General features: G+C 46.0%; 12 protein-coding genes and 1 riboswitch. Of the genes, 6 read left to right on the forward strand and 6 right to left on the reverse strand.

Annotated features, from left to right (window positions below; translation table 11 throughout):
* Positions 1-180 precede the first annotated feature (180 nt).
* The 5 genes from N5O98_RS17675 (at position 181) to N5O98_RS17695 (ending at position 6,996) form a co-directional block, all read left to right on the forward strand.
* Entirely contained in the window at positions 181-693 is a 513-nt protein-coding gene (locus tag N5O98_RS17675) for an HU family DNA-binding protein (protein WP_004296776.1), read from the forward strand.
* Between the two features lie 499 nt (positions 694-1,192).
* On the forward strand, positions 1,193-2,017 hold the full coding sequence (locus N5O98_RS17680) for an Rpn family recombination-promoting nuclease/putative transposase (protein ID WP_004310114.1): 825 nt from the start codon (positions 1,193-1,195) through the stop codon (positions 2,015-2,017).
* Positions 2,018-2,304: 287 nt separating this feature from the next.
* Positions 2,305-2,492, forward strand: a riboswitch (cobalamin riboswitch).
* A 40-nt stretch (positions 2,493-2,532) separates the two neighbouring features.
* Positions 2,533-4,926, forward strand: coding sequence for an anaerobic ribonucleoside triphosphate reductase (locus N5O98_RS17685; protein WP_004296781.1), 2,394 nt, complete (start codon positions 2,533-2,535; stop codon positions 4,924-4,926).
* A 2-nt stretch (positions 4,927-4,928) separates the two neighbouring features.
* A complete protein-coding gene (gene nrdG / locus N5O98_RS17690) occupies positions 4,929-5,387 on the forward strand; it encodes an anaerobic ribonucleoside-triphosphate reductase activating protein (protein WP_004296782.1) in 459 nt (152 codons plus the stop codon).
* Between the two features lie 205 nt (positions 5,388-5,592).
* Positions 5,593-6,996, forward strand: coding sequence for an MFS transporter (locus N5O98_RS17695; RefSeq protein WP_004296786.1), 1,404 nt, complete (start codon positions 5,593-5,595; stop codon positions 6,994-6,996).
* 101 nt (positions 6,997-7,097) lie between these two features.
* Here N5O98_RS17695 and N5O98_RS17700 read toward each other — a convergent pair whose 3' ends face one another.
* The 3 genes from N5O98_RS17700 to N5O98_RS17710 form a co-directional block, all read right to left on the reverse strand.
* Positions 7,098-8,186, reverse strand: coding sequence for a 2-aminoethylphosphonate--pyruvate transaminase (locus N5O98_RS17700; RefSeq protein WP_022200251.1), 1,089 nt, complete (start codon positions 8,184-8,186; stop codon positions 7,098-7,100).
* 74 nt (positions 8,187-8,260) lie between these two features.
* Positions 8,261-9,046 carry a phosphonoacetaldehyde hydrolase gene (gene phnX, locus N5O98_RS17705; RefSeq protein ID WP_004306877.1) on the reverse strand — a complete coding sequence of 262 codons (786 nt, stop codon included), beginning with the start codon at positions 9,044-9,046 and terminating at the stop codon, positions 8,261-8,263.
* A gap of 37 nt (positions 9,047-9,083) precedes the next feature.
* On the reverse strand, positions 9,084-10,421 hold the full coding sequence (locus tag N5O98_RS17710; protein ID WP_004296790.1) for a DUF5690 family protein: 1,338 nt from the start codon (positions 10,419-10,421) through the stop codon (positions 9,084-9,086).
* 187 nt (positions 10,422-10,608) lie between these two features.
* On the opposite strand from N5O98_RS17710, the gene N5O98_RS17715 reads away from it, so the two are divergent.
* Positions 10,609-11,490 carry a hypothetical protein gene (locus N5O98_RS17715; RefSeq protein WP_008998748.1) on the forward strand — a complete coding sequence of 294 codons (882 nt, stop codon included), beginning with the start codon at positions 10,609-10,611 and terminating at the stop codon, positions 11,488-11,490.
* Positions 11,491-11,600: 110 nt separating this feature from the next.
* Here the strand turns inward: N5O98_RS17715 and rseP are convergent, their stop codons facing one another.
* From rseP to N5O98_RS17730, 3 genes are all read right to left on the reverse strand, one after another.
* The gene (gene rseP / locus N5O98_RS17720; protein WP_004296792.1) at positions 11,601-12,956 is read right to left on the reverse strand and encodes an RIP metalloprotease RseP; all 1,356 of its coding nucleotides are present in this window, start codon (positions 12,954-12,956) and stop codon (positions 11,601-11,603) included.
* A gap of 129 nt (positions 12,957-13,085) precedes the next feature.
* Positions 13,086-14,255, reverse strand: a complete 1,170-nt coding sequence (locus N5O98_RS17725) for a 1-deoxy-D-xylulose-5-phosphate reductoisomerase (protein ID WP_004308958.1) — start codon at positions 14,253-14,255, stop codon at positions 13,086-13,088.
* A gap of 14 nt (positions 14,256-14,269) precedes the next feature.
* Positions 14,270-15,130 carry a M23 family metallopeptidase gene (locus N5O98_RS17730; protein ID WP_004296794.1) on the reverse strand — a complete coding sequence of 287 codons (861 nt, stop codon included), beginning with the start codon at positions 15,128-15,130 and terminating at the stop codon, positions 14,270-14,272.
* Positions 15,131-15,135: the final 5 nt, after the last annotated feature.

Raw genomic sequence — 15,135 nt, forward strand, 5'->3', positions numbered from 1 at the left:
CTGTTTTGTACAGAAGCCTTTGTAGGCATGAATCGTATCAAATTGTGTTTGTCTGTTCTCTCTTGCGACGGGTTGTAACATCGTGTTTCCCTGCTTTTTTCTCTTCGTGTACTTTTGTCTTCGTAATCGGTTACAAACAGTAGTTATTTATTCATCAATCAAAAAAGAAAGGAAAACAGTATGCCATTAATTTACAAACCTTATCAGGCAACACTTGCCAACAAGGAAGGACAGAAACTTTATTATCCCCGTCTGGTGAAATTCGGGAAAATGGTCAATACGCAGAAAATGGCGGAATTGATTGCAGAAAAAGCCTCGCTGACGGCGGGTGATGTTCATAACGTGATTCGTAACCTGATGTCGGTGATGCGCGAACAGTTGCTCAACAGCCGCACGGTGCGCCTCGAAGGCTTGGGAACATTTACAATGATTGCCAAAGCAGGAGGAAAAGGAGTGGAGTTGGAGAGTAAAGTCAGCAGTTCGCAGATCACTTCATTGCGTTGTCAGTTTACCCCTGAATACACCCGTGCCGCTAACGGAAGTGCTACCCGCGCATTGACCACCGGAGTGGAGTTTGTGCACATCAAGGATGTAGCGGGTTCGTTTGTGGCCGACGATGTCGTTGACAAAGACCCGGATGACGGCGACGAACCCGGTGGCGGAGGAGGAGAAGCGCCGGACCCGGCCGCTTGACCGGAAGTGCAGCTGGCAGCTGAATCCGTAGGGATTAACTGATAAGTTTGTCAGGCAAACTAAAGCTTATTGATAGACTTATCAGTAGCCGCGAATCGGGTATAGCTGATGGTTGCACTTCGACCGATATAAAATAGATTATCAACCTTAATAGAAAAGCGAATGAAATTATTACTGGAAAAGTTGTTAGACATTCTTGAGGCTGTTCTGCGGTTCCGTCATCGGAGAAGCAGTAAGACGGAAAAAGATTAGTGTACGTGTAAAAAAATGATCCTGAAAAAAAACGAAACGTGCCGCCCGCACATAGCTCATGGAACCGGTAACAAACGTGGAGCAACTCATAAAGTGAAAGTAAAGTAAGGCTCAAGGTTCAAATGAAGAAGCTGTCTCCCGATGAATGAGGCAGCTTCTTTTTTTGTACCCATTTATTTTTTTCTATTCTTGACCGTATTCAACAAAAAAACTCTATCTTTGTTTTGTAATTGAGACACAGCATATAATGGGAAGATTTATCAATCCCTTTACCGATTTTGGCTTTAAGTTTTTATTCGGCAGAGAGGTAGAAAAGGAGTTGTTAATCGACTTCTTGAACGATTTGCTCGTAGGAGAGCATGTGATTACCGACATTCAGTTCCTTAACAGTGAACAGCAGCCGGAAGTAAAAACAGAACGAGGTCTTATCTACGACATCTATTGCGTAACCGATACCGGTGAACGTATTATCGTAGAAATGCAGAACCGGGAACAGCCTTACTTTAAAGATCGTGCCCTCTTCTATCTTTCTAGGGCCATTACGCAGCAGGCGAAAAGGGGAGTTTGGAACTTTCAATTGGATGCCGTGTACGGAGTGTTCTTCATGAATTTCGTGATGGACAAGGATATGCCCTCTAAAATCAGAACGGATATCGTTCTTTCTGACAGGGATACGGGGAAGCTCTTCAGCAACAAGTTCCGGCAGATTTTTATCGAACTGCCGAACTTCAACAAAGAGGAGGATGAATGTGAAAATGATTTTGAACGCTGGATTTATATACTAAAGCATATGGATACACTTGACCGGATGCCTTTCAAGGCTCGCAAGGCCGTCTTCGAGCGACTTGAAAAGTTGGCTTCCAAAGCAAATATGACCCAGGAGGAAAGAGCCCAGTATGAAGAAGAATGGAAAGTTTATAACGATTATTTTAATACGTTGGACTTTGCTGAACAGAAAGGCTTGCAAAAAGGTAAAGAAGAAACAGCTCGTAATTTGAAAGAATTAGGAGTGGCTGACGATATTATCATAAAATCTACCGGGCTTTCGAAAGAAGAAATCGAAAAATTATAATTTCTTTCATTTTATCGGAAAGAAAGGTTTGGTCGAAAGTGAAAAATAGTCTGTAACTTATGAAGCAAAAGATAGTTGTGGAGACTTTTAACACATTCTTTTTTCGCTAAGAGTGAAGTAGCTAAAAACTATATATGTCTTTTGGGTGAAATAAACGGAATTGGAATATTATCCACGTTAAAATCAGAAAAAAGTTTTCCGTTTTGGAAAACTTTCTGTATCAGCGAGAAAGAAATGTTTCCCGAAATTTAATGTTAAAAGCTAACCAAGCTATTAGATTATCTTCTATCTTTGTATCCGGTTTCGGAGCTAAAAGAGGTTTAGTCAATGAGGGAACGCTGTGTAAATCGGCGACAGTACCCGCTGCTGTAATTCTCTAAGAATCCGCACAATAAGCCACTGCATCGATGTCGGTGTGGGAAGGTGTTGCGAGGGAGGGATAAGTCAGAAGACCTGCCGGAACTTTTTCTTTTAGTTATCAATATTTTAAATTTAAACTTTCGGGAGTTAAAGTTATGAACTACGCGGAAATTTGTATCATCAAACGTGATGGTAAGAGAGAAGATTTCTCTATCAGTAAGATCAAGAATGCAATTAGTAAAGCATTCAGTGCAACAGGTATTCAGGATGAGCAGCAGTTGGTGGCTGACATCACTATGAACGTAATCAGTCAGTTTACTACTCCTACTATTACCGTAGAAGAGATTCAGGATTTAGTAGAAAAGTCGTTGATGAAAGTACGCCCGGAAGTAGCGAAGAAATATATTATTTATCGCGAATGGCGGAATACGGAGCGCGATAAGAAAACCCAGATGAAGCAAGTGATGGACGGCATCGTTGCTATCGACAAGAACGATGTCAACTTGAGCAATGCCAACATGAGCAGTCACACGCCTGCCGGACAGATGATGACGTTCGCTTCCGAAGTAACCAAAGATTATACGTATAAATACCTGTTGCCGAAACGTTTTGCCGAAGCGCACCAGTTGGGAGATATTCACATTCACGACTTGGATTATTATCCGACAAAGACGACGACCTGTATCCAATATGATATGGATGACCTCTTTGAACGTGGTTTTCGCACCAAGAACGGTAGTATCCGTACCCCGCAAAGCATCCAGAGTTATGCTACGTTGGCTACTATTATTTTCCAGACGAATCAGAATGAGCAGCATGGCGGACAGGCAATTCCTGCTTTCGATTTCTTCATGGCAAAAGGTGTGGCCAAATCTTTCCGCAAGCATCTGGCATCGTTCATCAATTTCTATGTCGCCATGGAAAACGGAAATCAGGCCGATGAGAAATCCATCCGCACATTGATTAAAGAATATCTTCCGTCTATCAAGACTACTGAAGCCGAACGCGAAACATTGCGCATTGCTTTGGTGGCTTTACAGATTATTATAGATAAGGAACACCTTGCCCGTATCGTTGAGAAAGCTTATCAGCAGACTCGCAAAGATACCCATCAGGCCATGGAAGGATTTATCCACAACCTGAACACGATGCATTCACGTGGCGGTAATCAGGTGGTATTCAGCTCCATCAACTACGGTACGGACACTTCTGCCGAAGGCCGCATGGTGATCGAAGAATTGCTGAAAGCTACCATTGAAGGATTGGGTACAAGAGGTGAGGTGCCTGTATTCCCGATCCAGATTTTCAAGGTGAAAGACGGAGTTTCTTACTCGGAAAAAGACTTTGAGAAAGCAATGAAAGCGGAAAATATCGAAGAGGCAATGACCGACCGTTACGAGGCTCCCAACTTCGACTTGCTGTTGAAGGCTTGCCAGACTACGGCGAAAGCATTGTTCCCGAACTTCATGTTCCTCGACGCACCTTTCAATCAGAACGAGAAATGGAGAGCGGACGATCCGAAACGTTACATCTACGAATTGGCGACGATGGGTTGTCGCACCCGTGTCTTTGAAAACGTGGCAGGAGAAAAATCTTCTTTAGGTCGTGGCAATCTTTCATTCACTACGCTGAATATGCCGAGACTGGCGATTGAAGCCCGCATCAAGGCGGAAAACCTGATAGAGGATGAACGCAACAAGGATGCCATTGAACAGAAGGCAAAAGAAATTTTCATCGAATCCGTACACCAAATGTCCGTGCTTGTAGCCGATCAGCTTTACGAGCGTTATCAGTATCAGCGTACGGCCCTGGCACGTCAGTTCCCGTTCATGATGGGAAATAATGTGTGGAAAGGCGGCGGTGAGCTGAACCCGAATGAACAGGTGGGTGATGCATTGCGCAGCGGTACGCTGGGTATCGGATTTATCGGCGGACACAACGCGATGGTGGCTCTCTACGGACAAGGTCACGGCCACAACCAGAAAGCATGGGACACGCTGTATGAAGCGGTGATGGAAATGAATAAAGTGGTAAACGAATATAAAGAGAAATATAACCTGAACTACTCCGTTCTGGCTACTCCTGCCGAAGGACTTTCGGGACGTTTCACTAAAATGGATCGTCGGAAATATGGAAAAATCCCCGGAGTGACAGACCGCGACTATTATGTCAACTCTTTTCACGTAGACGTGAAAGAACCGATCAGCATCGTTGAGAAAATCAAGCGTGAAGCTCCGTTCCACGCCATTACGCGCGGCGGACATATCACGTATGTAGAACTGGACGGTGAAGCACAGAAGAATGTACGTGCCATCGCCAAGATTGTGAAAGTGATGCACGACGAGGGGATTGGCTACGGCTCTATCAATCACCCGGTAGATACTTGCCATAACTGTGGTTACAAAGGGGTTATCTTCGATAAATGTCCGGTGTGCCAGAGTGAAAGCATCCTTCGTATGCGCCGTATAACCGGTTACCTGACAGGCGATTTGAGTTCCTGGAACTCTGCTAAACGGGCAGAAGAACAAGACCGCGTAAAACACCTGTAGAAGTGAATTTATTAGGAACTTATCCTGAAACGATTGTCGATGGTGAAGGCATCCGGTACTCTATTTATCTTGCCGGATGTTCCCATCACTGTCCTGGTTGCCACAACCCGGAGAGCTGGAATCCGAGGGCGGGGGAAGAGTTGACGGAAGAAAAAATACAGTCCATCATCCGTGAAATCAAGGCAAATCCTTTGCTGGACGGTGTTACTTTTTCCGGTGGTGATCCGTTCTTCCATCCGGAGGAGTTTCTGCTTTTACTGAAACGGGTGAAAGAGGAGACGGGGATGAATGTGTGGTGCTATACAGGATATAGCTACGAAGAAATCAAGGCACAGCCCCGCTTGAGTGCTGCTCTTGATTATATAGATGTGTTGGTGGACGGACGCTTCGAGCAGGCTCTTTTCTCTCCGTATCTGGAGTTCAGGGGAAGCAGTAATCAACGGATCTTGAAGTTGAAGTAACGACTTTTCTCCACTAAAAAAACTTATTTTTCAAAGGAAACAAAAACACCTGTACCATTGTTTTGTTTACCTTTACGAAACCAAGTGAATCATTTTTCATCACGGAGTAACGCGGTGCTTTTTTTGTAGTCGGTGGTGTTTGTGTTTGCATCCCTGCGTTGCTTTATGGTGAAAAAAGAATGACTACTTACAAGAATAAGTTTTTATGGTACAATCGATAAATTCAACTCAAAAAATAGAGGAAACCGACGGATTGCCGATGCCTAAGCGTATTTGGGCGGTGGTGTCCGTTGGATTCGCTCTTTGTATGTCGGTATTGGATATTAACATCGTCAATATCGTACTACCCACGCTTTCGCATGATTTTGGGACTTCTCCCGCTGTAACCACCTGGATTATCAACGGCTATCAGCTGGCCATCGTCATATCGCTACTGTCTTTTTCCGCTTTGGGTGAAATCATCGGTTACCGGAAAGTCTTTCTTTCGGGTATCGGCCTGTTTTGCATCACTTCATTGATCTGTGCCTTGTCCGATTCGTTTTGGACGCTAACCGTCGCCCGTATTTTTCAGGGGTTCAGTGCCTCTGCCATCACCAGCGTGAATACGGCACAGCTACGTTATATCTATCCGAAGAGCCAGATTGGGCGGGGAATGGGGATTAATGCGATGGTCGTTGCCATATCGGCTGCCGCCGGGCCTTCTGTGGCGAGCGGTATTCTTTCTATTGCCAGCTGGCACTGGTTATTTGCTATTAATGTTCCGTTAGGACTTACCGCATTGTTTCTCGGCATCAAACATCTGCCAAGGCAGGAGGAACGCTCGAAACGCAAATTCGATTATATCAGCGCCATAGCGAATGCGGTTACCTTCGGCCTGCTTATATATACGCTGGACGGATTCGCCCATCACGAGGAAATGGATTTCCTTTTCATCCAACTGGTTGTATTGGCAGTGGTAGGCACGTACTATGTGCGCCGGCAACTCACACAGACTACTCCTCTATTGCCGCTCGACCTGTTGCGGATTCCGATTTTCCGGTTATCCATCCTGACTTCCATTTGTTCCTTTATCGCTCAAATGTCGGCAATGGTTTCCCTGCCTTTTTTCCTGCAGAACACTTTAGGACACAGTGAGGTGATGACCGGACTTTTGCTTACTCCGTGGCCGTTGGCTACGCTGGTCACGGCTCCATTGGCAGGGTATCTCGTGGAGCGTATTCACCCCGGTATACTGGGAAGTATCGGGATGGTTTTGTTTGCCATCGGGCTTTTCTCGCTTTCCAGTCTGACTGCCGAATCATCTGATATAAGTATTATCCTGCGTTTGATGTTATGCGGTGCAGGCTTCGGATTGTTTCAGACGCCAAACAACAGTACAATTATCTCTTCCGCTCCTACGCAGCGTTCGGGAGGGGCCAGTGGGATGCTGGGAATGGCCCGCCTGTTGGGACAGACCACCGGAACAACATTGGTTGCCTTGCTTTTCAGCTTTGTCACTCATAGCCGGAGCACGGCTGTTTGCCTGATGGTGGGGAGTGGGTTTGCCGTTGTGGCAGCTATCGTCAGTAGCTTGAGGCTATCACAGCCTTCCACCCTGAAAAGAAAATAATGAAGTCCTGAAAGAGGATTAAGTCTTTCAGAACTTCACAGGAACATCATACAACATATTAGTAAGTAATCATTCAAGATGAACTTGAAAGATTTGACTTTCTAGTATTTCGTTTCCCGTATGACTTCTACCAGACGGCGGAAGTCTTCCGGATGCACATCACCGATGTTTCCGATACGGAAGGTATCTGCTTTTGAAATCTTTCCCGGGTAAATCACGAATCCTTTATTTTTCAGTGCATAGTAGAATGTTTTGAAGTCGAATCCTTCATGCGGATAAAGGAAAGAAGTGATGATAGGCGACTGGATGTCATCTTCGAGTAATGTTTTGAATCCGAGTGCACGCATACCTTCCACCAAAATACGGTGATTTTCGCAGTAGCGTTGGTAACGTGCTTCTACGCCTCCTTCTTCAATCAATTCGGTCAGGGCTTGTTTGAAAGCACGGACAACGTGTGTCGGTGAAGTGAAGCGCCATTTTCCGTGTCCTTTTTCCATTGTTTCCCATTGGTCGTAGATGTCCAGGGAAAGAGAGCGTGCCACTCCTTTGCAATATTTTAATTCCGAACGGCGGGCGATGATGAATCCGAATCCCGGTACACCCTGAATACACTTGTTGGAACTGCTGATTAGGAAGTCGATACCGAGTTCGTTTACATCTAAGGGGATACCTCCGAAGCTGCTCATACAGTCTACAATCAGCTTTTTACCATGCATCTTGACGATGTGGGACAGTTCTTTGATCGGATTCAGGATACCGGTCGTTGTTTCGCAATGAACGAAAGCGACATGTGTGATATCGGAGTTATTGCTAAGATAATCGTCTACATATTCAACTGATACCTGCTCTGTTTCTTCAAAAGCCAGCATGTCGTAGTCGAGATGGTAATATTCTGCAATGTTGCCCATACGGTCGCCATAGGCTCCGTTGCTACAAATCAGGAGTTTGTCTTTCGGGGTGATGGTGGCGCCTAAAACGGCCTCCACGCAATAGGTTCCGCTTCCCTGTAAAAGGATGGAAGTGTATTCTTCCGGTTTTTTAGTGGCGATGTTAACCAGGTCTTTGCGGAGTTCCTGAACAATGCCGAGGTTGTAGTCTTCGTCCCATGTACACCAGTCGGTCATCATGGCTTCTTTTACTATTTCAGAGGTGGTTAGAGGTCCCGGAGTTAATAACAAATATGGTTTCATAATGATGTTTTCTTTAGAAATGAATAAATAAATGATTTTGTTTCTTTTCTGATTGTTGGGTGCGGGCTTGAATGTTAGTTGCCGGCGTTGATCGTTTCAATCAGTGCGGGAAGTTCTTCGATAGTGCGTATCACGTAAGAAGCTCCTGCGGCAAGCATGCGCTCTTTGACATCGGCGATGCGGGCTTCGAGTTCGGAGGCAGGCATTGATTTTGTTTCTGCTTCGGTAAGTGCCATTTCATTGCTGCCGAGAATCACGCCTACACTATACACTTTCGCGTTCACTCCTTCGAGAATATCGGCAATCGTATCACCCACTTTTATAACGGCGTCGAGGCTGGGGACTGCTAATTTCGTCAGGTTCTCAAAAATCATGTAAGGAGCGGGACGTCCGGCGGGAAGCAGGTTGGGAGTGGCGCAATAATCCACGTGGTATCCTTTTGCCTGTGCGGCGGGGAGAACTACATCCATCATTTCGCGGGTATAGCCGGTGGTCGATCCTATTTTAATACCTGCGGCACGCAATTTTTCCAAAGTTGGGATTACTCCCGGAATAGGGTCTGTGTAGTTTTCGAGAGAGGCGAAGAGATGCTTCTCGAAAAGGCGGTTTAGTTCTACCACGTCTTCTTCCGTCCAGGCGCGTTGGTAACGGGCGGTAAACTGTTCGTTCACGTCAGGCATGGAAAGTAGTTCGCGGATGTGTTGAATTTTGGGTAGTCCCATTGGTTTGCGGGTCTGTACAACATCGATTACCAGTCCTTTTTCGGCAAATGCTTCGATAAAAGCAGCCACGGGGGCAAAACATCCATAGTCAACGGCTGTACCAGCCCAGTCCATAATAATACATTCAATCTTTTTCATTCTTGTTTCTATATAATATTGGTTTATTCGTCGGAAATTAATAAGAAGCGAGGGAGGGGACGGGGCAGGATTCGTTCCCGCGTATTTCACCCTGTTTCCCTTTTCTGTATTTTTGTGTCAGATAAATCATTGCTAAGGTGAACGCAAAGGTGCAGACGATTCCTACTGTCCCTGCCATCGTATTGTAGAACTCCAGCCAATTCAAATCCGGGTTGAAACATTCTTTCACTACCAATACCACCACTGTGCCTGTGTAGCCGATGGAATCGACCATCGCTATGAAGAAACCTACATTTCCCTTGATGCGGAAACAGGCGATGAAGCGGTCGAAGAAAATGGTTTGAAAGCTCAAGTAGGAAAAATAGAGGCAGAGGCTCTGGATAAATAACCACACGAGCGGAGAAAGTTGCAGGGTATGGTAGTTGAATGCCACAGTGCTAAGTGTGATTGCTCCCGCAATGACAAGGGTCAATAGAACGGAAAGTACTTTGATGTGGCTTTTCATCACTGCCAAGGTGGCGAAAATGGCCAGGATAATCAGTGTGACTACACCGTCCACTTTGGCGAATACCCACGGGGAAAGTCCGGCGGCATTGACGTCTATGATTTTCACCAGAAAGTCTTCCTTGACATCTTGCAAAACGGTGAGAAAGAGGTTGGCGAAGAAAAGCAGTGTCAATATGGGAGCAAAGCTGCGGAACAGGTTCCAGCGTTGTTGTTTGTTGAGAGTGACACGTTCCACACGCAGTGCTTTGTCTTCGGCAGTCGGTTTGGGCAGGTGATCGAGGATATAGCCCAGTCCTGCCAGCAAGGGCAATGCTACCGCACCGATCAGTGCAGGCATCCAGAACTCACTGACGTGCAGGGTGTCGACAACGAAAAGTCCGATGGATTTGGCTGTGCCGCTACTGACTGCGATACTGAGTCCGAAAAGGGAAGCGAGCAGATCCGTCACCCGGCGTCCTTCGAGGAAGCTGAAGATGACTCCCCACATACAGCCAAGCGACAGTCCGTTGAAGAACAACGCCAACACATTGAACGGGCGGGGCAGGCATCCGAAAAGAACCAAAGAGAGTTCGGCCACTAAAATAGAAACAAGAATGAATTTCAGGCGGCCTTCTCTCTTCAGTTCGGAAATAAGTTTGATCCCGATAAACTTGGATACCATATATCCGAATATCTGGATGATGCTGGTGGCTATCTTATAGTCCATACCAAATAGTTCCATGCCGTCGAACGTGGCGGCGGTGAACGGTTTGCGTAGTGCGTAGACTAATGAATAGGATAGCAGTGCCGCTCCTCCCGCATAAAGGATAAAGAGTAAATCGGAAAGTTTCTTTTGGGCCGAAGGCGACAGTTTTTCTTTGAAATTCATAATGCTATTTTTTTGTTTCCGGTGCAAAAGTAGGGTGTCGGAGCGAACGAAAAAATGAATTTCAATGAATCATATTGTATATATGAGCCTTTAAGTGTACTGAAATATTAATGTAATATTCATGCAATACAAACATAATACCTTAGTCATTCCTTTGCAACGGAATCAATTAACAAACCGAAAAATCATGGACGAACTTACGGATATTTATAAAAGAATAGAGTACCTGCGCAACAACGGGGTGAAGATGAAAGAAATTGCCGACCGGGTGGATATGGCTCCGAGTGTGTTGTCTGCTTTGTATTCGAGTGTGCTTCCCGCTTATATCGATTTATTGAAAACACGCACACCGGACGAGGCGCTGGATGAAGCTTTGGCACTGGTGAATAATGTTTCCAAGAAACGCTTATTAAATAATGTGGGATCGGTGAGGCTGTTGCTTCAGGAGATGGAACCGGACGTGCAGAGCGAGGCGGAGAATGGCAACTCTTTTATCAAGTTGCTGGGGAAAGAGGCGAAGGAGTCTGTGCAGGAGGTGTATAATTATAGCGGTATGTATCTTAGTTACAGTTTGTCGTCTTCTACGGATAGCTTGAAGATCGAGCCGTACATGATTTGTGCTTCCGAGAATAATGAGTATGTGAAGGTGGGGATGATTAATGCGTATAAGTCGGTGCATTGGGGGAGCGGGATTATCAGTAATCATCAGAACTCTTACCTGATGTTCAACGAAAGGGATTTGCCACAGTTTGCGCTGGTGACTATTTACCTGCAACTTCCGCATTATGAGTTTCCGAATATGCTGAAAGGGCTTTATCTCTGTCTGGACTACAATCATAATCCGATTGCGCGTCGTATTGTACTGGTGAAACAGTCGGATAGTACGGATGTTAATCAGTTTCTGGAGATGGAAGGGTGTCTGGTTCCGCGGGCGGAATTGACTCCGGAATTGGAGGTGTACTATAATTATACGTGTCAGGAGGGAGATTATATCAAAACGTGCACGGTGCCTTCACCTAAGTTGGATGAGACGGATTTGGAGAGAGAGAAGAAGATGTTGAAGATTTAAAGACAAACAACAATAAAAAAAGATCCCGGATGAAAATTGGTTTTTAAAACCTTTTTCATCCGGGATGATTCTTTTTATATGTTTTCTCTATCTTTCTATTGTTATATTCGCTAGAAGAAGAATCGCAAAATATCATTGAAGTTAGCCCATATCAACAGACCGAAGAGCAGAATCATACCGGTCATCTGGGCGTATTCCATAAACTTGTCGCTCGGTTTGCGGCGGGCTATCATCTCGTAGAAGAGGAAGAGCACGTGGCCACCGTCTAATGCGGGGATAGGGAGGATGTTCATGAAAGCCAGGATGATGGAAAGGAAGGCTGTCATATACCAGAACTGGTGCCAGTCCCAGGTAGCGGGGAAGATGCTGCCGATCGTTCCGAAGCCGCCCAGCTGTTTGGCTCCTTCTTTTGAGAAGAGGTATTTCATGTTTCCTACATAGCCTTTCAGGGTTTTCACACCGAGGGAGACACCTGCGGGGAAGGATTCAAAGAAAGCATATTCTTTTTTTACCATAGGGAGCAGACGGTCTGTGACGAGACAGGCGGTTACACCCATCAGGTAGGCGGAGTCTACACGCATACTTAGCGTGTCTGTTGCACCGTTACGCACATAAGTCAGCGTGATTAGACGCGGATCTATGCTGTCTTTGAGCAGGGTTGCTTCGTTTTTCTTACGTTCTGCCATCGCTTCTTTGAAGTCGGAGAAAGAGATCGGTGTTCCGTTCAGGGCGATGATGCTGTCACCTGCCTGGATTCCTGCTTGTGCGGCAGGAGAGTTCACCATTACGCTGTCTATAACGTACGGGAAACGGTAGGAGGCGAAGCGGACACTGTCTGCCAAGAGGCGTTGCATCAGGTCTTCCGGGATATAGACGGAGGCTTTTGCCCCGTTACGGATGACGCTTACTTCGCGTGCATCGGCAATCTGGCTCAACATGTCGCCGTCATAACGTTCGAAAGGAACACCGTCGGCAGAAAGGAGGATATCACCGTCCTGGAAACCTACCGCTTTGGCAGTCTCGTTGAATTCCATACCAAGAGGGGCTTCCTGTACCTTTATATATTGGTCGCCCCATGCAAAAAGAATCATGGAGTAGATGAACAGTGCCAACAGGAAGTTGAACAGTACGCCACCCACCATTATCAGCAGACGTTGCCACGCCGGCTTGGAACGGAACTCCCACGGTTGTTCGGGTTGTTTCATCTGTTCGGTATCCATCGACTCATCAATCATGCCGGCTATTTTGACATAACCGCCCAATGGCAACCAGCCTACTGCATACTCTGTGTCACTTTTCTTGGGTTTGAACTTAAAAAGGGTGAACCAAGGGTCAAAAAATAAGCAGAATTTTTCTACACGCACCTTAAACAAACGGGCAAAAAGAAAATGCCCGCCTTCATGAACGATAACGAGCAAGGATAAGCTCATAATCAATTGCAGGGCACGAATCAAAAATGTTTCCATATAGTCTATTTACAGTTTAAAGCCTTCAACTAATTCTCTACCGAAGAGAGGATATAAAGGCTATTTTCAATTTATATTAATACTAATCAATTTCTTTATTTTCTTTGTTCATCAATGGGATGAAGCGGATCATATCAGACTGGCTGCTATTTTCCTTGCTTCCGCATCCGTAGCTACATAATCGTCGTATGTCGGATTGGCGATGAAGGCAACCCGTTCCATTGTTTTCTCTATTACGTCGCTCATGCCGAGGAAGCTGATGTCGTCTTTTAGGAAAGAGGCTACCACTACTTCATTGGCAGCATTGACGATACAGGGCATATTCCCTCCGCGGTACATCGCTTCGTAGGCGAGTGCCAGGTTGCGGAACCGTTTCGTATCGGGTTGCTCAAACGTCAGATTCGTGCATTGGGAGAAATCGAGTCTGTCGAAAGAAGAGCTGATACGGTCGGGGTAGGAGAATGCGTACTGGATGGGCAGGCGCATATCCGGCATCCCAAGTTGTGCCTTGACAGCTCCGTCTTCAAACTGCACCATCGAGTGAATGACTGATTGCGGATGCACCACCACTTCGATCTGGCTGGGCTGAACACCAAACAACCATTTGGCTTCGATCACCTCAAAACCTTTATTCATCATGGAAGCGGAGTCGATTGTGATTTTTGCTCCCATTTCCCAGTTGGGATGTTTCAAGGCTTGCGTCTTTGTGACGGATTTCAGCTGTTCCAGGGTGCAAGTGCGGAACGGACCTCCGGAGGCTGTCAATATCACTTTCTCGATCGGGTTACCCACTTCTCCCGCTAAACACTGAAAAACAGCAGAGTGTTCAGAGTCTACCGGCAGAATCGGAGTGCGATATTGTTGTGCCAACTGATTAATCAGTTCGCCCGCTACTACCAATGTTTCTTTATTGGCCAACGCAATCGCTTTCTTGGCGCGGATGGCGTTGATGGTTGGTTTTAGTCCGGCATAACCGACCATGGCTGTCAACACCATGTCGATGGGGCCTGCTTCTACAATCTGACAGATAGCGTCTGTGCCTGCGTACACTTTGATAGGCAGGTCGCTCAATGCTTCTTTCAGTTCGGAATACTTTTCTTCGTTGGCTATCACTACCACTTCCGGCTGGAACTTCCGTGCCTGGGCAATCAGTAGTTCCACGCGGTTGTTGGCTGTCAGCGCATAGGCTTCGTACAGGTCGGGATGTTCTTCGATGACTTGCAGAGCCTGCGTCCCGATGGAGCCTGTTGAGCCTAGGATAGCTATTTGTTTTTTCTTTTTGTTAGTCTCTATATTCATTTTTCTATTATCACTTAAAATACGATGTATTTTTCGGGATTCACCGGATGACCTTTATACCAAAGTTCGAAATGGAGGTGCGGCCCTGTACTAAGTGTGCCGCTGTTTCCTACCAGAGCGATGGCTTCCCCTCCTTTCACGCGTTCACCTTCCTTTTTCAGGAGGGAGCCGCAGTGTTTATAGATTGAAATTAAATCCTGGTTATGTTGTACGCCAATCAGATAACCTGTCTCGGCGGTGTATGTACTTAGGATGACGGTCCCGTCCATGGTTGCCAATACACTTTCGTTGGGATTGGCGGCGATGTCGGTGCCGTAATGTTTCTTCTCGGCATTGAAGTGGTCGGACACCATACCTCGTGTCGGACGGTATAAAATGAGTCCGGTCACGTCCGGTTGGGAAGTGATGGAGGTCAGGTTATATTTTTCATTCTCTTCATACTGACGGCGGAATTCTTCTTCCCGTTTGGTACGTTCCATCAGTGTGTCTTCGCGGGCAGTGGTCAGTGAATCGAGTGTCTGCACGCTGTCGATGGATACTTTTCCACTGAAGATATCCTGAATGTTCATGATGTAAAGATTCTGCTTGTTGAGCACTTGTTGTAAAGAGTCTACACGCAGGGCATTGTCCACGATTTGTGTACGGACTTCACTGTTCATGTATCCGGGAAGGTAGTTGCGCAGCGGGGTGAAGGTGATGATGCAGGAAGCGATCAGGAAAAGTACCGCCAGCACGCAAAGTAATACGGAAAGTCCATTGAGCTTGGATACGCGAAGTCCGACAATTTCTTCAAGTGTATTTTCATTAACGATCGTTAGTTTATACTTGAACTTGAAATTTTTCCAGAAAGCTTTACTTCGTCTTCTCTTTGGCATCTCGG

The sequence above is a fragment of the Bacteroides sp. LFL-34 genome, assembly GCF_027257075.1.
Lineage (GTDB): Bacteria > Bacteroidota > Bacteroidia > Bacteroidales > Bacteroidaceae > Bacteroides > Bacteroides ovatus.